Annotated in this window: 12 protein-coding genes; 4 read left to right on the top strand and 8 right to left on the bottom strand. The window is 65.2% G+C overall.

Annotated features, from left to right (window positions below; translation table 11 throughout):
• Nucleotides 1–4: 4 nt before the first annotated feature.
• The 7 genes from ML540_RS07710 to ML540_RS07740 form a co-directional block, all read right to left on the bottom strand.
• Nucleotides 5–1,555, bottom strand: a complete 1,551-nt coding sequence (locus tag ML540_RS07710; RefSeq protein ID WP_243359794.1) for a pentapeptide repeat-containing protein — start codon at nt 1,553–1,555, stop codon at nt 5–7.
• A 34-nt stretch (nt 1,556–1,589) separates the two neighbouring features.
• Nucleotides 1,590–2,318 (bottom strand): orotidine-5'-phosphate decarboxylase, encoded by a 729-nt coding sequence (gene pyrF / locus ML540_RS07715; RefSeq protein WP_243359795.1) that lies wholly within the window; start codon nt 2,316–2,318, stop codon nt 1,590–1,592.
• Nucleotides 2,319–2,475: 157 nt separating this feature from the next.
• On the bottom strand, nt 2,476–4,704 hold the full coding sequence (locus tag ML540_RS07720) for a DUF3536 domain-containing protein (protein ID WP_243359796.1): 2,229 nt from the start codon (nt 4,702–4,704) through the stop codon (nt 2,476–2,478).
• A 39-nt stretch (nt 4,705–4,743) separates the two neighbouring features.
• Nucleotides 4,744–7,002: a hybrid sensor histidine kinase/response regulator gene (locus tag ML540_RS07725; RefSeq protein ID WP_243359797.1), complete on the bottom strand. Its 2,259-nt coding sequence runs from the start codon at nt 7,000–7,002 to the stop codon at nt 4,744–4,746.
• Between the two features lie 3 nt (nt 7,003–7,005).
• Complete coding sequence (locus tag ML540_RS07730) at nt 7,006–8,166, bottom strand: ABC transporter substrate-binding protein (RefSeq protein WP_243359798.1); 1,161 nt, start codon at nt 8,164–8,166, stop codon at nt 7,006–7,008.
• 162 nt (nt 8,167–8,328) lie between these two features.
• The gene (locus tag ML540_RS07735) at nt 8,329–9,180 is read right to left on the bottom strand and encodes a DNA polymerase III subunit delta' (RefSeq protein ID WP_243359799.1); all 852 of its coding nucleotides are present in this window, start codon (nt 9,178–9,180) and stop codon (nt 8,329–8,331) included.
• A 3-nt stretch (nt 9,181–9,183) separates the two neighbouring features.
• The gene (locus tag ML540_RS07740; RefSeq protein ID WP_243359800.1) at nt 9,184–10,464 is read right to left on the bottom strand and encodes an adenylosuccinate synthase; all 1,281 of its coding nucleotides are present in this window, start codon (nt 10,462–10,464) and stop codon (nt 9,184–9,186) included.
• 353 nt (nt 10,465–10,817) lie between these two features.
• Here ML540_RS07740 and ML540_RS07745 point away from each other — a divergent pair, with 353 nt between their 5' ends.
• Nucleotides 10,818–11,792: an SAM-dependent methyltransferase gene (locus tag ML540_RS07745; protein WP_243359804.1), complete on the top strand. Its 975-nt coding sequence runs from the start codon at nt 10,818–10,820 to the stop codon at nt 11,790–11,792.
• A 27-nt stretch (nt 11,793–11,819) separates the two neighbouring features.
• Here ML540_RS07745 and ML540_RS07750 read toward each other — a convergent pair whose 3' ends face one another.
• Nucleotides 11,820–12,167 (bottom strand): hypothetical protein, encoded by a 348-nt coding sequence (locus ML540_RS07750; RefSeq protein WP_243359806.1) that lies wholly within the window; start codon nt 12,165–12,167, stop codon nt 11,820–11,822.
• 126 nt (nt 12,168–12,293) lie between these two features.
• Between ML540_RS07750 and ML540_RS07755 the strand changes: the two genes are divergently transcribed.
• From ML540_RS07755 to ML540_RS07765, 3 genes are all read left to right on the top strand, one after another.
• Nucleotides 12,294–13,571: an IMP cyclohydrolase gene (locus ML540_RS07755; protein ID WP_243359807.1), complete on the top strand. Its 1,278-nt coding sequence runs from the start codon at nt 12,294–12,296 to the stop codon at nt 13,569–13,571.
• A gap of 235 nt (nt 13,572–13,806) precedes the next feature.
• Entirely contained in the window at nt 13,807–14,823 is a 1,017-nt protein-coding gene (locus tag ML540_RS07760; protein WP_243359808.1) for a DUF697 domain-containing protein, read from the top strand.
• A gap of 143 nt (nt 14,824–14,966) precedes the next feature.
• Nucleotides 14,967–17,084, top strand: a complete 2,118-nt coding sequence (locus ML540_RS07765) for a ribonuclease catalytic domain-containing protein (protein WP_243359809.1) — start codon at nt 14,967–14,969, stop codon at nt 17,082–17,084.
• The last annotated feature ends 93 nt before the right edge of the window (nt 17,085–17,177 follow it).

The raw sequence follows: 17,177 nt of genomic DNA on the forward strand, positions 1-17,177 counted from the left end.
GGGGCTAGTTAAATGGTTTCCCAAAGTTTGCAACGAGATACACGACAATAAGTATTATGCTGCTCAACGATTGTATCCCCGCTGCAATTCGTATCCATCCATGTGTGTCATAGGTTGCCTCTGTTGGTTGGAGTCTGGTTATCCAGTTTGATATTGTTAAATCTCTCCATCCGATCCGAGAAGACATTAGCAGGCTTATGTATATTGCATGTATAAAATCGTGTGGATTGTGAAATAATAGTTGCCTGTCGCTGTATTTTAACGATTCACACGACACACCACCCTTCGGATAAGATATAAACAATCCATGGGTGCTGTTTTTTTTGTAAAAACAAGCTTTGTTGGTATGTATTGAAAAGAGTGGATTATATGAAGACAAAAAGTATATGATTGAGAATATAATAATAATTGTCAACAGTGCGTTGATCAGACGTGCATTATTGAGTCCGTATTCGCAAGAATAATAAAAAAATGTGCTCAAGTATTGCTTTCCATCAGCTGACGAGGAACTTTGTTTTTTTGATAATTCGAGTGCAAATGTTGCTTCTTTGTATTTTGAATCAAGTGATTTTGTTGAATAAGTATTTTTTAGCCATTGCAAGAATGTAAAATGAGGTTCAGATGCTCGTGATGTTTTTATGTTGGCGATTTCCCCGATAAAGTTTGCGTCTGGTATTCCAGTGAATTGAACAGTGGCGTTGTTTATGTTGATTTTTAATAGTCTTGCGTTGTTTATGTCTGTATTTATTATTATAGAGTTGCTAAAATCTGCATCATTTAGTGAGCACGATGTGAAGCTACAGTCTTCGATCGTACTGTTTTTGAATTTTGCGTTGACAAATAAAGATTTGTCAAAGTGAAAGTCGCGTATTTCCCCGTTGAACGTACTATTGTATATATTAGAGTCGGTTATGGTGTTTCTTGGTTTTATCCTTTTTGAGGGGGTTATTTTGTCGACAATGTCGAATAAATCTTTTTTTATATCAAACATGGCATTGTTTATAGTCGCTGATTTCCATGATGTGTCGGTGAATGTGCAATTTATGAATAAGCAGTTGTAAAATTTGATGTGGTCGATTTGTGTATTTTTGAAGTGAGTGTTTATAAATATAATATTTCTTAGTGTTGTGCCTGGGCGTATTGACGAGATGTCAATGTCGAAATAAATATAATTTTGTTTGTCCTTATCAATCGTATTGTCTTCTGCTTCAAAAGTGTTTGTTTCGCTGTGTTTTGGATAGCCTATGACAGTATATTCATTGATGTGTTTTGATGAGGGCCAAGAGTAGAGAATGGTAAAGTATTTAAGGTTATGGTTTTGTATGCTCTTCGCGAGTATCCTTATGGGCATGTGCTTTGAGTTGTTAATTAAATTTTTTAATATTTCGTCATTGACGGGTGACAATACATTGAGGGTGCTAATTTCATATAATTCATGATAAAACGAAGTGCATTGAATGTCTTGTGTGGCAAGTGCTGGAGTCGTTCTGATTGTGATCGCGATATTGAAAAGAATGACAATGAGTAAGGTGTGTTGTCGCTGTGAGTTATGCATCGCCTTCTCCCAAGATGAAGGAAGATGTGTTTGATTATCCCAACGCCTCCTCAACCTCCCTTAACATCGCCTGCGCCACCTCCACCGGCTTCTCCGCCCGGCTGATGGGCCTTCCCACCACCAGATGGTCCGCTCCGGCGGCGATGGCCCGGCCCGGGGTCATCACCCGGTGCTGGTCGTCGTTGCCCATGTGGCTTCCCAGGCTCGCCGGGCGGATGCCGGGCGTGACGATCACGAAATCGTCCCCGTAGGTATGGCGCAATAGCGCCGCCTCCCGCGCCGAGGCCACGATGCCGCCGCATCCCGCGGCCAGGGCGATCCCGGCCCGGGCCACCACAAGATCTTCAATCGTCCCGGGATAACCGAGTTCCGCGAGCTCGGTCTCGCCGTAGCTGGTCATCACCGTGACGCCCAGCACCTTGGTCTGCCCGGCCTGGGCCACGGCGGCATGGCAGACGCTCCCCACGTGGGCGTGGATGGTGGCCATCTCCACCCCGCGCTTGGCCGCCTCGCGCATGGCCAGGCCCGTGGTCTGGGGGATGTCCAGAAATTTCAGGTCCAGCATGATCTTGTGGCCCTTGCCGCCGCGCTCGCGGATGCGCTCCACCAGATCGAAGCCCTCGGCCAGGAAGAGCTGCAGGCCGATCTTGTAGTAGCCGATGGTGTCGCCCAAGAGGTCCACGAACGTGAGGGCGTCGGCCCCGTTGTCCACGTCCAGCGCGAAGATGATGCGCTCGCGAAGCGCGATGTCCTTGATGCCCATGAAGGTCCGTGATCCTTGAAGTCCGCCCGCCCGGCGCGCGGGCCCGGCGGGAGGAACGGTTGCGTATGGTTTCGAAAGAGCCGGTTCGCCGCGCACCGCGCACCCGCACGTCTCCCCCGGGCGGGCGCGCGAAGCAGGGCGCTTCAGGCCCGGCGCATCACTTGAATCCCAGCAGTTGGGCGAAGACCTTGCCCTCGCCCTGGTCGAGCTTCCTGTCCCAGAGGAGGTTCTGCACGGCCCACCAGTCCTCGGGCAGGCCAAGCTCCCGCACCCGGCCCACCATGCGGCCGAGCTCGTCCCAGTCCGGCGCGGGCGAGGCGGCCTGGGCCAGCGCCCGGGCGTTCAGGCGCTCCATGAGCCCGGCCCGCTCGAAGCCGCAGCCGCCGCACTGGCGCAGAAACGCGAGCAGGAGTTCGCGCTGTTTGGGCGAAAGGTCAAGCCCCCAGACGTAGGCCCAGGCCAGGGGCGCCCACATGCCGGCCCAGCGCGGGGCCAGCGTCAGGGTGGACTGGGCCTCCTGGATTTCCGTGATGAGGTTTGCGCCCAGCGTCATGCGGCTCACGGAGTCCTGCCACAGCGCGTCCGAGGCCCGCACCGCGAAGGCGTCGGCCAGCCCCTGGCGCTTGTTCACGGGCAGTTCGCGCGGGACGAACACGGTCCGCCCGGCCGGGCCCTCCACCGTGACGGGCGTGGCCAGGAGGTCCCCGCTTGCGGGCGGAGACCACGTCCAGCGCACTTCGTCCGCGCCGGATTCCAGGGCCCAGGCGATGGACGCCGTCCCGCCGGACGCATCCTTGGCCTGCACGGTGACGGCCACGCCCGGCCACACGGCCTGGGCGCTCGCTCCGGGACCTGGCAGGCGATCCTCGCCCCAGAGGGTGACGAGGGCCTGGGCGGCAAGCGAGGCGTCGGATTCGCGGCGCGGCGTGACCGCCTTGCGCCAGATCGTTGCGGCGTTGCCGTACTCGGGCACGTTGGATTCGGCCGTCTCCAGGATGGAGACCACTTCGGCCTCGATGGAGGCCGCGCCGGTTCGCTCGGCCAGTTCCATGGCCCGCAGGGCGTAGGTGAGAGCGTTGACCGGCTCGATGCGCGAGACCTCATCGAAGAACCAGGCGCAGCTGGCCAGGGACGACAACCCCCACTGCTGCATGGCCAGAAGCTTCCAGGCGGCCGCCTGGTCCTTGGCCGGGAGCTTGGCCCGGAAATGTTCCTTGGCGAAGGCGTCCTGGTCCGTGAGCCCGGCCAGGACCTTCCCGTAGGCCGTGAGCGCCGCCCTGGGGTCTGCGAAGCAGGAGGCCCCGCGCTGGAAGTAATGCTGGTCGGCCATGTCCTTGACCCGCTGCAGGGCCTGGCGAAGGGGCGCGCGCCAGCGCTGGTGCCAGCCCGCGTGGCCGCCGGTTACGCAGCCGCAGGGCGAGAGCCAGCGCGCAACCCCGTGGGCGCAGCTCCAGGCGGAGGGCTCGTGCAGCCTGACCTGCATCCGGGGCGGGTTGGCGGCCAGGAAGGCGGCGAAGTTGGTCAGGCCCACTCCGTCGCGGCCCTGCCGGGCCTGGTCCAGCACGAAGGCCAGGGCCATCTCGCCGAAGGTGAAGTGGTGGCCGTAGGTCTCGCCGTCGGTGGCCAGGGCCAGGAGACCGGGGCTGGCCGCCTGGGAGAGCCTGCGCCAGAAGCCCTCGCCGTCGGCCAGGAGCCGCTCGAAGGCCACGGCCTGGGACAGGGGGCCGTCGTAGAAGAACACGCTGATGGAACGCCCGGAGGGCAGCTTCACCAGGTAGGGCTGGCGGATGTCCAGGCTGCCCTGGTCCACCGGGGTCCAGTGGCCGTTGCTCAGGGGACCGACGGCCTGGGCCTGTCCTGGAGCCAGGATGGTGAAGCGGATGGAGTTGGCCGCCAGCACCTCCAGGGTGTCGGTGTCCACGGCGGTCTCGGCCAGCCACATGCCTTCGGGGGCGCGCCCGAAGCGGGCCTGGAAGTCGTCCACGGCCCAGGCGACTTCCAGCTCCTTGTCCAGCTGGGTGGCCAGGGGGAGGATCTGGTGGTGGTACACCTGGGCCAGGGCGTTGCCGTGCCCCAGGCGCGCGAGGCTTGCCCGGTCGGCCTCGGCCATGAGCCGCACCGTGTCCGGATCGGCCTGGGCCATCCAGGCGAGCAGCGTGGGACCCGCGTTGAAGCTCATCCACTCGTAGCAGTTCATCACCTCGACGATGCGCCCCGAACCGTCCAGGCGGCGCGCCCGGGCGAGCGGGGCGTAGGATTCGCGGGTGATGCGCTGGTTCCAGTTGAGGCTCGGTGCGGCGCTGCCTTCGGGAAGGATGGCGCCCAGCCAGGGGTCCTCACGGGGGGGCTGGTAGAAATGGCCGTGGATGCACAGGTGTTTGTCCATGCCCCCTCCTAACGGTTTTATGAAGGGCTTGGTAGAGGTTCAGTGGGGCCGCTGCCGCCAATGCTTGCCCATGGCCCGGGCCAGCACCCCGGCCAGGTGGTCGTACTCCACGGGCTTGGCCAGGTAGTCGTCCATTCCGGCGGCCAGGAAGCGTTCGCGGTCCCCGGGCAGGGCGTGGGCGGTGAGGGCGATGATGGGAACGCGCGACTTGTCCCCCAGGGCGGGCGCGGCGCGGATGGCCCGGGTGGCGGAGATGCCGTCCATCTCGGGCATCTGGATGTCCATGAGGACGCAGTCGAAGTCATCCTGGGCCAGGGCCTTGAGCGCGTCCGCGCCGTTTTCCACGATGGTGGCGCGGTAGCCCAGGTTCTCGAGCATATCCATGGTCATCACGGTGTTGATGGGGTCGTCCTCGGCCAGCAGGATGCGTCCGCCCGCGGTCACTCCCTCGGCGGGGGCCGAAGCGGTCAGGGGGGCTTCGGTGCCCAGGGGCGCGGCGTGGACGGGCATGGTGAAGGAGACCGTGGTGCCCGCGCCTGCCTCGGTGTCGAGTTCCAGGACGCCGCCCCACAGGGCCACCAGGCGCTTCACGATGGCCAGGCCCAGTCCGGCCCCCTGGTAGCGGCGCGTGCGCGAACCGTCGGCCTGGGTGAACGGCTCGAAGATGCGCTGGATCTTTTCCGGGGAGATGCCGATGCCGGTGTCCTCCACGGTGAAGAGCAGGCGCGTGATCCCGGACGGGTCGCGCGCCACGCCGTCCACGCGAAGCGTCACGGAGCCGTGCTCGGTGAACTTCACGGCGTTGCCCACCAGGTTGAAGAGCACCTGTCTGAGCCTGCCCCCATCGCCCATAAGTGTCCGCGGCAGGGCCGGGTCGGCCTCCACGATGATGGCGACGGACTTGGTCCGGGCCTGGCGGGCGTTGAGCTGGATGATCTCGTCCAGTATCTCCGCCGGGGCGAAGGGCTCGATGCCGCACTGCTGCCCTCCGGATTCCAGGCTCGAGTATTCCAGGATGTCGCCGAGCAGCGTGAGCAGGGACCGGCCGCAGTCCAGGGCGTTCTTCACCCACCCGGACTGGCGCTCGTCCAGGCTCGACTTCTCCATGAGCTGGAGCATGCCCAACACGCCGTTCAGGGGGGTGCGTATCTCGTGGCTGACGTTGGCCAGAAATTCGCTCTTGGCCTGGTTGGCCGCCTCGGCGGCCTCCTTGGCGGCGATCAGCTCGCGTTCGCTCCTGAGCTGGGCGGTGATGTCGATGACCACGGCCAGCACCACGCGCTCCCCTGCGGGATCCTCGGTGAGCAGCGCGTCCAGGACCACCTGTCTGGACTTGCCCTGGAACGTGCGCAGTTCGGCCTGCACGTGGCGGATGGGCATGCCCATCCACAGCTGCTCCAGCCTCTCCGGGGCCACGCGCAGAACCTCGGAGGCCGGGGTGGAGAGCAGCTTCTCCCGGGAATAGCCCGTGTGGTCGCACAGGGTGCGGTTGACGTCGCTGAACCAGCCGTTCCCGGCCAGGGAGAACATCATGACCGGCGCGGACTCGAACATCTGGCGGTACCAGGTGCGGCTCAGGCGCACGAAGCGTTCCCGGTCGTCCAGGGAGTCCATCATTTCGCGGATGGTGCTGGCCAGGGAGGTGAAGACGTCGATGCCCTCGTAGCTGGGGCGTTCGCCGCGCTCCAGGGCGCGTGCGATGAGCTTCACCGGGCGCGACACGGTGTGCTGCGCGAAAAAGAAGAACCCGGCCAGTGCCAGGATCAGGGCGCCGCCCGCGCCCAAGTAGAGGTTGCGGATGTTGGCGGCGAGAGCGGTATAGTCCGAGGCGTTCTCCACAAACCAGATGCGCCACTCCCAGAGCGGGAATTCCATCCGGAAGGTGTAGGTGAAGGATCCGGCCTCGCCCGTCACGCCCGAGGCCCGGGACTCCACGGGCATCGAAAGCAGCTTCTCCGGATGGTCGACTCCCTGGCTCAAGAGCACCTGTCCGGCGGAGTTGGCGACGACGGCCTGGGATTCGGTCAGGCGGAAGTGTTTTCCCAGCCGGGTCAGCGCCTTGGCCTTGGCGATGCGGACCTCGCCCGGATCGGAAAGCTTGCCGGACTGGACAAGGTGGTCGTAGGCGTCGTTCAGGATTTCCGCCGCTTCGCGCCCGTAGCCTTGCAGGTCGTGCCCGGCCCGCTCTTCGGCGAAGCGGGAGATGGAGCCCAGCACGAAGACCGCCAGGAACCCCCACAAGATAAAGACTCCGGCGATGATGGGGATGGCGAGGCGGAAGGAGAGGCGGTTCAGCACGGGCTACCTCGAGAGGGCCGGTTTGGCCGTGCGCAGCATTTCGGGCCAGACGATCTCGCGTTTGCCTTTCTGCCATTGCACCGTGACGGGGAACTGGCGCAGCTGCATGCCCGTGGGGTCGACGGCGTAGCGGCCGAGAATGGTCAAGGTTTCCAGTTCCGCCAGGGCTTTCCTGATCTTCTCGGGGGCGAGGCTGCGGGCCTTGGCGGCGGCGGCCTCGAGAACCTGCCCGGCGGCGTAGCCGCAGGCGGCCAGGTGGTCGGGCTCGCGGTTCTGGGTGGCGCGGAAGCGCTCCGCGAAATCCAGGCCGTCGGGATAGGCCCCGGCGATGCGGACGTCCCAGGGCGTCGAGGTGAACAGGCCTTCCAGGTCGCGGCCGGGGAATTCGAGCAGCATCCTGTTGGTTCCCTGGCCGGACGAGACGTAGAGGCTCTTGGGCTTGCATCCCGACCGTTTCAGTTCCCTGAGGGCCTCGGTGCAGCCTTCCTGACTGCCCCAGATGGTCAGGGCGCGGGGGGTGTCCCGTACGATCTGGGCGATGGCCGCCGGCAGGCCCTGGAGGCCTGTGGACACCTTGGCGGACAGGTCCATGCCGTAGCGGCGCGCCAGAGTGGTAATGTTGTCGATCACTTCCTCGCTGGTGGGATGATCCACCACGAGCATGGACACGGTGTCGATTCCGCTGCGCGAGATGAGCTCGAAATACCCGGCGGGCCACTCGGACAGCGGGGACTGCACCCCGAAGGCCAGGCCCTTGCCATCCTTCCACAGCACGTCCGAGGTGGCCACCGGGAAGACCGCGGGAACCTTGGCCTTTTCCAGGGGGGGCAAAGCGGCCAGGGCCAGGCGGGCGTGGTCCGGTCCGAGAATCAGGTCAGCCCCGTGGGGGGACGCCAGGGTCTCGTATGCAGCCTCGGTCTTTCCCGGGTTGGATTCGTCGTCCTTGAGCAAAAGTTCCACCTTGCGCCCGAGTATGCCGCCCCTTTCGTTGACGTCCTGGGCCCACATCCTCAGGCCTTTCGCGTACATGTCGCCGCTGGAGGCGTAGCCGCCGCTCTCGCTGACGGTTGCCCCGACGATTACCGGCAGGGCCGGCTTCACCGCCTGGGCGGATATGGAGAGGGCGGAAAGGCCGGCAGCGAGCAGAGCGAGAATCGTACGCACGTGATTTGACCTTTTGGCTGAAAGGCTTTCACGACGAACATACTCTGAAATGGGGAAAAAGGACAAGCAGGGAATGGAATATTCAGACGCGGAAGCGAAGGATTCCTTCCTAGGTAACGGGGGGCAAAATGTGGGAAGGCCTGTTTCCGCGGGACAGGAGGGTCAGCGGATCCACGAGGCGACGCGCGTGGCCAGCCACTCCAGGGTGAGCACGGGGTTGATCTGTCCCACCAGCGCCTCCTGGGAATTTTCCAGTAGGAGGTCCAGGCGGCGCAGGCCTTGAAGGCCCAGGCGGCTGCTCAAAAAGGAGCCCAGCGACGAGGCGTCGCGGCCGGCCAGAACGTCGGCCAGTTCCTTGGAGAGAGCCAGCACCACGTGCTGGGCCGCGTTGCGGGTGAGCCTGCCCTTGGAGGATGTGAGGGAAAAAAGCCCGAGCCCCGTGCGCCAGAAGTGTTCCAGGGCGTCCAGCCAGTCGGCCCCAGCCTGCTTCTCTTCGGCTGTGAGGGCGCCCCCCGCTTCGGGCCAGGCCAGGGTCAGGGTCCAGGAGCGCGAGACCAGCGTGGGCAGCAGGCGCTCCCGCTGGGGGGCCAGCAGCACGAACACGTTGCCTGGCCTGGGCTCCTCCATGGACTTGAGCAGGGCGTTGGCTGCCGAGGGCGTGAGCCCCTGGGCCTCGGTGAGCACCACCACCCGGTGGCCCGGGCCGCGCGGGGGCTCGCCCACCTTCTGGCGCACCTCGCGCACGTCGTCCACCTTGATGGACTGCTCGGTTCCGTCCAGGAAGATCAGGTCCATGTAGACCTTGTCGCGGATCTGCACGCAGGGTTCGCAGGCCCCGCAGGCCCCGAATTCGCCGCAACTGAGCGCAGCCGCGTAATAAAGGGCGGCCGCCTCGCGGTCCGAGGCGGTGCCGCCCTCTAGAACGAGCACCTGCGGAGGGTTCTCCGCCAGCTGGTCCAGACGCCGCCTCGCCTGCTCCTGGCGGGGGGAAAGCCCGAAAAAGGCGGCGTCCATGCATTAATCCTTGTAGATCGTCTGTTCCCGGTCCGGCCCCACGGAGATGATGCGCACGGGCGCGCCGGAGAGCTCTTCCACGCGGGTCAGGTAGTTCCGGGCCGCCTGGGGCAGGTCGCTCCAGGATCGGCAGGAAGTGACGTCCTCCTTCCAGCCGGGAAGGGTTTCGTACACGGGCGTGACATGGGCCAGGGCCCCTTCGCGCTGGGGCGGGTAGAGGATCTCGGCCCCCTCGTACGTGTAGGCGGTGCAGATCTCGAGCTGGTCAAGGCCGCCGAGCACGTCGAGCTTGGTCACGGCCAGGCCCGTGGTGCCGTTCAACCTCACGGCCTCGCGCAGGAGCACCGCGTCCAGCCAGCCGCAGCGGCGCTTGCGCCCGGTGGTGGCCCCGAATTCGGCGCCCACGCTCTGCAGGTGCTCGCCGCGCGCGCAGGTCAGTTCCGTGGGGAACTGCCCCGAGCCCACGCGGGTGGTGTAGGCTTTGACCACCGAGATGATGTCCCCCAGATCCTTGGGCGAACAGCCCGAACCGGCGGCCGCGTTGGACGACAGGCAGCACGAGGAGGTGACGAAGGGATAGGTGCCGTGGTCGATGTCCAGGTGGGTGCCCTGCGCGCCCTCGAAGAGCACGCCCGCGCCCGATCCCAGGGCTTCCTGCACCATGGCGGGCACGTCGGCCAGGTAGGGGACCACGCGCCGGGCCAGGGGCAGAAGCTCCTCCAGGACCTTGTCGGCGTCCAGGGGCGCAAGTCCGTAGAGGCCGGCGAGCAGGGCGTTCTTCTCGGCAAGGGCGTGCCTGATCTTGGCGGCGAGCAGGGCCTCGTCCAGGAAGTCCCCGGCGCGGATGCCCACGCGGGAGGACTTGTCCTCGTAACAGGGGCCGATGCCGCGCCCGGTGGTGCCTATCTTGGCGCCGGCCTTGGCGGACTCGCGGGCGCAGTCCAAGAGCTTGTGGTAGGGCATGATCACGTGGGTGCGCAGGCTGACGGCCAGGCGGGCGGGGGACATGTCCACGCCCTTGGCGGCCAGCTTGTCCACCTCCATGAGGAAGACCTCGGGGTCCAGCACCACGCCCGCGCCGATGACGCAGCGCTTGCTTCCGTGCAGGATGCCCGAGGGGATCAGGTGCAGGACGGTCTTCTCGCCGCCCACCACCAGAGTGTGGCCCGCGTTGTTGCCGCCGTGGAACCTGACGATGAGATTCGCCTTCTCGGTGAGAAGGTCGACGATCTTGCCCTTGCCCTCGTCGCCCCACTGGGCGCCGTGGATCACCATGCCAGCCATGAGTCCTCCAGAGTAGAGAGTGACGGGGCTTGACCCCCGTACCCCGCCGGGGAAATGATTTCCCCCGGACCCCTCGATAAATTTCATCGGGACCGCGCGCGGGGTCCCGGAAGTTACCCCTTTCACAAAAGGCTTTTTTGCGTAAAAAACCCCACCAGCGTTGTCAACGAAATACGGCGGGCGTAGAGAGTTCGCTGAACGTCGCCGCCCTCGACCGCGAAGCTATAAAAGATTCCAAAGGAACGACGATTCCGCAGGACAGCGTAACTGGACGCTGCCTGCAGCGCCCGAAGGGCGAGGGCCAGGACGGCCCGAGTCAAATTCCCTTGGCTGCCGGAGGCATATCTCTTCCCATGGAATTCACCGTCTATCTCGCCCCCAAGGGCTTCACCAACGAACTCGTCTACGAGCTCGGCGACGTGGCGGAAGTCGTAGACCGCCTGGTCTTCGCGCCCGGCCCGCCGCGTCCCGTGGCCTGGGCCCAGAACATCTGGCTCAATCCCCAGCGCATCCAGATCGACTCCATCTCCGACGGGGCCAACAAGTTGAAGGCCCTGCAGCGCAACTGGGCCCTGTGGAGCGTTCGCCACAACCGCCGCGCCCGCTTGATCGAGGAGCAGCTCCCGGCGGTGCGGCCCAAGCCCGTGGCCATCGGCACGCCGCCGCCGCGCGCGCCGCTGGGATCCTGGACGCTCCTCGAGCGCGACGTCATCGTGGCCTCCCCGGCCTGCACGAGCCCGTTCCCCCATGGGGAGGTGCAGTTCGTGGAGAACAAGCAGGGGCCGCCCAACCGGGCGTACCTCAAGCTCTGGGAGCTCTTCACGCTTCTGGAGGCCGCGCCCAAGCCCGGCAGCTTCTGCCTGGACATGGGCGGCTGCCCCGGCGGCTGGACCTGGGTGCTGGCGAGCCTTGGGTGCAAGGTGCTCACCGTGGACAAGGCCCCTCTCGATCCGCGCATCGAGGCCATGCCGGGCGTGGATTTCCGGCTGCTTTCGGCCTTCGCCCTGGACCCGCGCGAGGTGGGCGAGGTGGACTGGCTCTTCTGCGACGTGGCCTGCTATCCGGACAGGCTGTGGCGGCTGGTGGACCGCTGGCGCACCTTCGGCAAGGTGCGCAACTTCGTGTGCACCATCAAGTTCCAGGGACCGACCGACCACGAGACCGCGGCCAAGTTCTGGGCCTTCCCGGGCTCGCGGCTGGTGCACCTGTACAACAACAAGCACGAGCTGACCTGGGTGCTTCTGGACAAGGAGGAGTTCCCCAGCTTCGCGCCGGAGGAGCCGGGCGGCAAGCTCGGCGAGTTCGGGATGCCGGAAGAGGGCGCGTAAGCGCCCCGGAAGGCGGGCCGGGCGGAACTATTCCGTGCTGCCGGGCTCGTCCTTGCTCTTGAAGGAAAGCACCTTGCCCTTGGTCTTGGCCTTGGGCTTCTCGGGCTGCGGGTCGGCGTGGTTGGGCACGGCCTCGATGAGCTGCTTGGGCGGGGGCGTCTCGCCCGGGGTGCGGCCTTCGGACCAGTTCAGGTTGAAAAGCTGGTTCTTGAACCGCACGGCCTGGATCATGGACAGGATGAGCACGGCCTCTTCCCACCGCTTGGACGGCTCGAAGCGTTTGACCTGCTCGGCGTAGCGCTCCCACATGCTGGTCAGCGACGCCTCGTCGAAGTTGTTGAGCTGCCTGGCCAGCTTCACCAGAACTTTTTCCACGATCCCTCCGGAAGTGACGCAGCCCCTCTAGCACGAATTCCCGGCGCGGCCAATGGCCGTTTGCCGCCCGGGGCCGCCTGTGATAGCCTGCGGCCTCTTTCGCACCCCACCCACGGAGCATATCCCATGAGCGACCTCAAGAAGATGTATACCACCATCCAGGGAGACCCCTTCCCGGCGGACATGACCATAACCCTCGGGGACCGCACCCTGGTTTTCAAGAAGCGCACCTGGACTATAGACGGCGAAGTGAAGGGCCTGCGTTACGGGGAAAATCCGGACCAGCCCGCCGCCGTCTACCAGCTGGCCGAGGGCGGCCTGGAACTGGACGGCGTGAAGTTCCGCGGTCCCGAGCGCGGGCTCGTCTCGGCTCTCACCGAGGAGCACCTGATCCAGTCCGGAAAGCACCCGGGCAAGACCAACCTCACCGACGTGGACAACGGCCTGAACATCCTGCAGTACCTTTCGGCCAAGCCCGCCGCCGTCATCCTCAAGCACAACAACCCCTGCGGCGCCGCCTGGACCGACGAGGGCCTGGCCGTGGCCTTCGAGCGAGCCAACCTCTCCGACCGCATCGCCGCCTTCGGCGGGGCCATCGTGGTCAACCGCACCCTCGACAAGGCCACCGCCGAGCTCATCACGGCCAACTATTTCGAGGTGGTGGCCGCGCCCGGCTACGAGCCCGAGGCCCTGGCCATCCTCAAGACCAAGAAGAACCTGCGCATCATCGCCATCCCCGGCATCGCCAAGCTCCCCGACTACCTTGGCGAGCCCTTCCTGGACGTGAAGAGCCTCATGGACGGCGGCATGGTGGTGCAGTTCTCCTTCCGCAACCGCATCCTCTCGGCCGACGACTTCCTGCCCGCCAAGGGGTCGACCAAGGACGGCAAGGACTTCATCTCCCGCGCCCCCAGCCCCCGCGAGGCCGAGGACCTGCTCTTCGCCTGGGCCGTTGAGGCCGGAGTCACCTCCAACTCGGTCATTTTCGTGCGTGACGGCGCCACCGTGGGCATCGGCACCGGCGAGCAGGACCGCGTGGGCGTGGTGCAGCTCACCATCCACAAGGCCTACACCAAGTACGCCGACCTCCTGGCCTTCGAGCGCCACAAGCTCTCCATCCACGAGCTGCGCGAGAAGGCCGCCTCCGACCCCGCCCTGGCCAAGGAGCTGGCCGACATAGAGGCCAAGACCCAGGCCGACCGCGGCGGACTGCCCGGCAGCGTGCTGGTGTCCGACGGATTCTTCCCCTTCCGCGACGGCGTGGACCTGGCGCTGAAGCAGGGCGTCACCGCCATCGCCCAGCCCGGCGGCTCCATCCGCGACTGGGAAGTGGTCCAGGCCGTCAACGAGGCCACCCCGCAGGTGGCCATGGTCTTCACCGGGCAGCGGTCGTTCAAGCACTAGCTGGCTGGGGCTTCGCCCCAGACCCCACCAGGGCTCCGCCCTGGACCGGCCGGGGTGAGAGCCTCCCCCCGGACCCCGGCGACGGGGGGGCGCAGGACGAACGAGCGGTGCGGCGTCCGTGTGCGGGAGCACTGCGCAGGGCAGGCCGGAAGGATTTGCGCCTCCCGGCGCACGCGGCCAAGGCGGCCGGCCTGAAGCGGGACGTGTTCAGGCCACAGCGAAGCGGGTTTCGACCATGACCAAGAGCTTAAAGATCCTGCTGCCCGCGTTCGCGCTGCTGCTGGCGCTCTCGCTCGTGGTTTTCCTGCTGCGCAACATCGTGATCCTGTCCGATGTGGTCTCGGCGTTCCATCCGGCCACCGGCGTGTTCGTGAAATACGGCCTGTCGCTCCTCGTGGCGGCGGGCGTGTTCTGGCTGGCCGGAACGCTCCTGTTGCGGCCGAAGGCGCTGGTTCCGCCCGTGGACCCTTCCCCCGAAGAGAAGGCCCGCTACCTGGCCCGGCTCGACTCGCGCCTGAAGAGGAACAAGCTGCTGCGAGGGGCCGCCGTGCCGGCCGGTCCGGAGGGCGCCCAGGCAAGGCTTGCCATCCTGGACCAGATGGCCGAGGGCGAGATACGCGCCTGCGCCCGGAAGGTCTTTTTGTCCACGGCCATCGCCCAGAACGGGCGGCTGGATTCGCTCATCGTGTTCGTCTCCATGGCCGCGCTGGTCTGGCGGGTGTCGCACATCTACAACCAGCGGCCGTCGCTCAAGGAGATGTACTCGATCTACGTCAACGTGGCCGGTTCGGCGTTCGTCTCCTACGGCGTGGACGAGATCGACATCAAATCCCAGATCAATGCGCTCGTCGAGCCGCTCATGGCGGGCGCGGCCGGACGGCTGCCGGTGGTCTCCTCGGTGACGTCGGCGCTGGGGAACGCCTTTTTCCACGGTGCCGTCAACTGCATCCTGGTGTGTCGCGTGGGGCTCATGACCAAGAATTACCTGGGAGTCGGGTACGACCCGGAGTCGGGCCTTCGCAGAACCTCCTTCCGGGATGCCCTCGTCCTGGCGCGCGGGGTGTTCAAGGGATCGTTCCAGGAACTCGGGAGCGCCATCATGGATGTGGCCGCCGCGCCGGTGGAAAAGTTGAAGACAAAAACCGCGGAAGCTGCGAAGAGCGCCGCCGGGGCTGTGGGCGGCGCCTGCGGAGCCGTGGCCTCAACCGGAAGGAAAATGGGCTCCCTGCTCAAACGCAACAGGGAACAGTAAGGCGGATGGCTGCCGTTGACCCAAGGCGAACGTGAATAGACCCCGGGCCGCGTCCCCGCGCGAAGCCCGCTAAAAGTTTTTGAGAGAGTCCAGAGAGAACTTTTTGAAAAAAGTTCTCTCTGGCCGCCGGAGGCATCCTACTCTTGACGACCAAGCACCCGTCGATCCAAACCGTCCCCACTCCCGGCTGCATCGTGGAGTTCATGCAGGGCAACGAGCCCCACATCGCTTGGGTGGAGGAAGCCTCCGGCGACAAGCTGCGCCTGTACACCCTGAACAAGCGCGAAACCAAGCTCCCGTCCTCGCGGCTGCTGCCCTGGGCCGGCCCCCGCTTCGAGGGCAAGTTCACCCGCGAGGCGATCCTCGAGAAGCTGCGCGAGCACGCCAAGCTGCGCGAGGAGCTGGCCTCGGGCGTCGACCCGCTGGAAATCTGGGAACTGGCCCAGGGCGAGGTGACGCAGGCCTCGGCCGTGTGGTTCGCGGGCCTGGCCTTCGAGGACCCGGACGTGGACCGCGTGGCGGCCATGGGCCGGGCGCTTCTCGGCGTGAAGACGCATTTCAAGTTCCAGCCGCCCAATTTCGAGGTGCATCCGGCGGAGGTGGTGGAGCGCCGCATCGCCGAGCAGGAGGCCGCCCGCGAGCGCGAGCTGGTGGTGGACGCCGGCCACGAGTTCTTCCACGAGCTGTGGACGGGCTGGGCGTCGGGGCGCCGCAAGGACGTGGCCAAGCTCGCGTCCCAGCTCGATCCGGTGGCCGCCGTCAAGCTCGAGGCGCTGCTGCGCGGGCTTCTGGCCGACGCCGAGAACCAGGAACTGGCCCCCCTGTGGCAGAGCCTGCGCAAGGGGCTGCCCGAGCATCCGCACCAGCCGCTGATCCTGGCCACGGAGTGGGGCATCGTGGCCCCGCACCACAACTATTTGCTGGACCAGGCCGGGTACGAGCCGGGCGACGCCTGGAGCGCGGCCTTCGAAGGCGAGATCGCCTCGCTCGAGAAGGAGTTCCAGGCCAAGCGGGCCGAACCCGAGCCCGTGGAGTACGTGAGCGTCGATTCGCCCACCACCCGGGACATCGACGACGCCTTCCACGTGGAGAAATCCCCGGAGGGCTGGCGGGTGTCCATGGCCCTGGCTCGGCCCACGCTGTCGTGGGACTTCGAGGGCGGGCTCGGGCGCGAGGTGTCGCGCCGGGCGTCCAGCCTGTATCTGCCCGAGGGCGTGAGCCACATGATGCCGGAGCGCCTGGGGTGCGGGCTCTACAGCCTGAACGCCGGGGAGGACCGTCCCGCGCTCATCCTCGATTGGACGCTGGACGCATCCGGCAGCGTCACGGATTTCTCGCCCAGGCTGGCCTGGGTGCGGGTGGCGGCCAATCTTACCTACGAGGGTGTCGAGCGGACGCTTACGGACGGCTCGGCCGGGGCGAGCGTGAGCGCCGCCCACGAGCTGGCCGGGATGCTGCGCGCGGCGCGCATCGATCGCGGCGCTGTGGTCATCGACCGGCCCGAGCCCAAGATCCGCTTGGAAGGAGCGCCCGCCGACATCCGGGTGGACATCGTCCACCTGGAGGAGCACCCCGAGGCCCAGATGACCGTGAGCGAGCTCATGATCCTGGCCAATACCTCCATGGCGGCCTGGGCCGCGCAGCACGGCGTGGCGCTGATGCACCGCGTGCAGGACATCTCCATCCCACACAGCTACTCCGGCGTGTGGACCGACCCCGTGGACATGCACCGGGTGGTGAAGCAGCTGGCCGGAGCCACCATGGAAGTCCGCCCCGGAAGGCACGCGAGCCTTGCGGCTGAGGCTTACGCGCCCATCACTTCGCCCCTTCGCAGGCTCACTGACCTGGTCAACCTGTCCCAGGTGGAGTCGTACCTGGCGTCGGGAGCGCCGCGCCTCTCCCGCGACGAGCTCGTGGCGAGGATGCCGGGCATGGCGGCCAGGCTGGACGCCGTGGGGCAGGTGCAGCGCTTCCGGCCTCGCTACTGGAAGCTCTTGTACATGCGCGAGCAGTCAAGGCAGCGTGAGTTCGAGGCAGTGGCCGTTGAGGACTGCGGGCCGGTGGCCGTGCTGAGTCTCGTTGAGCTGCAGATGTACGTGCGCTGCGGCCGGGACACGCTGGGCGGTTCGGTCACGCCGGGGCAGAAATTCTGGCTCAAGCTCGGTAAGGTCGATCCCCTGACCAACGAATTCCGAGTGCTCGGCGCGCGCGAGGCCGAGGAGAAGCCCGAACCGGGCGACTGGCCGCCGCAAGTGGACTGACGCGGCAGGGGAGGCGGGCGGACCCGTTTCGTCTCCGGCCACGGGCGGATTTTCGGCCCGGCGGAAGCCGGACGGGCCGCGTTGACCGGCCGC

The organism is Fundidesulfovibrio terrae (genome assembly GCF_022808915.1).
In the GTDB taxonomy this organism is placed as follows: Bacteria; Desulfobacterota; Desulfovibrionia; order Desulfovibrionales; family Desulfovibrionaceae; genus Fundidesulfovibrio; species Fundidesulfovibrio terrae.

Bases quoted from the DNA above. Each gene is read 5' to 3' on its own strand.
- ML540_RS07710 (WP_243359794.1), bottom strand. From the start codon at position 1,555: ATGCATAACTCACAGCGACAACACACCTTACTCATTGTCATTCTTTTC.
- pyrF (WP_243359795.1), bottom strand. From the start codon at position 2,318: ATGGGCATCAAGGACATCGCGCTTCGCGAGCGCATCATCTTCGCGCTG.
- ML540_RS07755 (WP_243359807.1), top strand. From the start codon at position 12,294: ATGAGCGACCTCAAGAAGATGTATACCACCATCCAGGGAGACCCCTTC.
- ML540_RS07760 (WP_243359808.1), top strand. From the start codon at position 13,807: ATGACCAAGAGCTTAAAGATCCTGCTGCCCGCGTTCGCGCTGCTGCTG.
- ML540_RS07735 (WP_243359799.1), bottom strand. From the start codon at position 9,180: ATGGACGCCGCCTTTTTCGGGCTTTCCCCCCGCCAGGAGCAGGCGAGG.
- ML540_RS07745 (WP_243359804.1), top strand. From the start codon at position 10,818: ATGGAATTCACCGTCTATCTCGCCCCCAAGGGCTTCACCAACGAACTC.
- ML540_RS07720 (WP_243359796.1), bottom strand. From the start codon at position 4,704: ATGGACAAACACCTGTGCATCCACGGCCATTTCTACCAGCCCCCCCGT.
- ML540_RS07740 (WP_243359800.1), bottom strand. From the start codon at position 10,464: ATGGCTGGCATGGTGATCCACGGCGCCCAGTGGGGCGACGAGGGCAAG.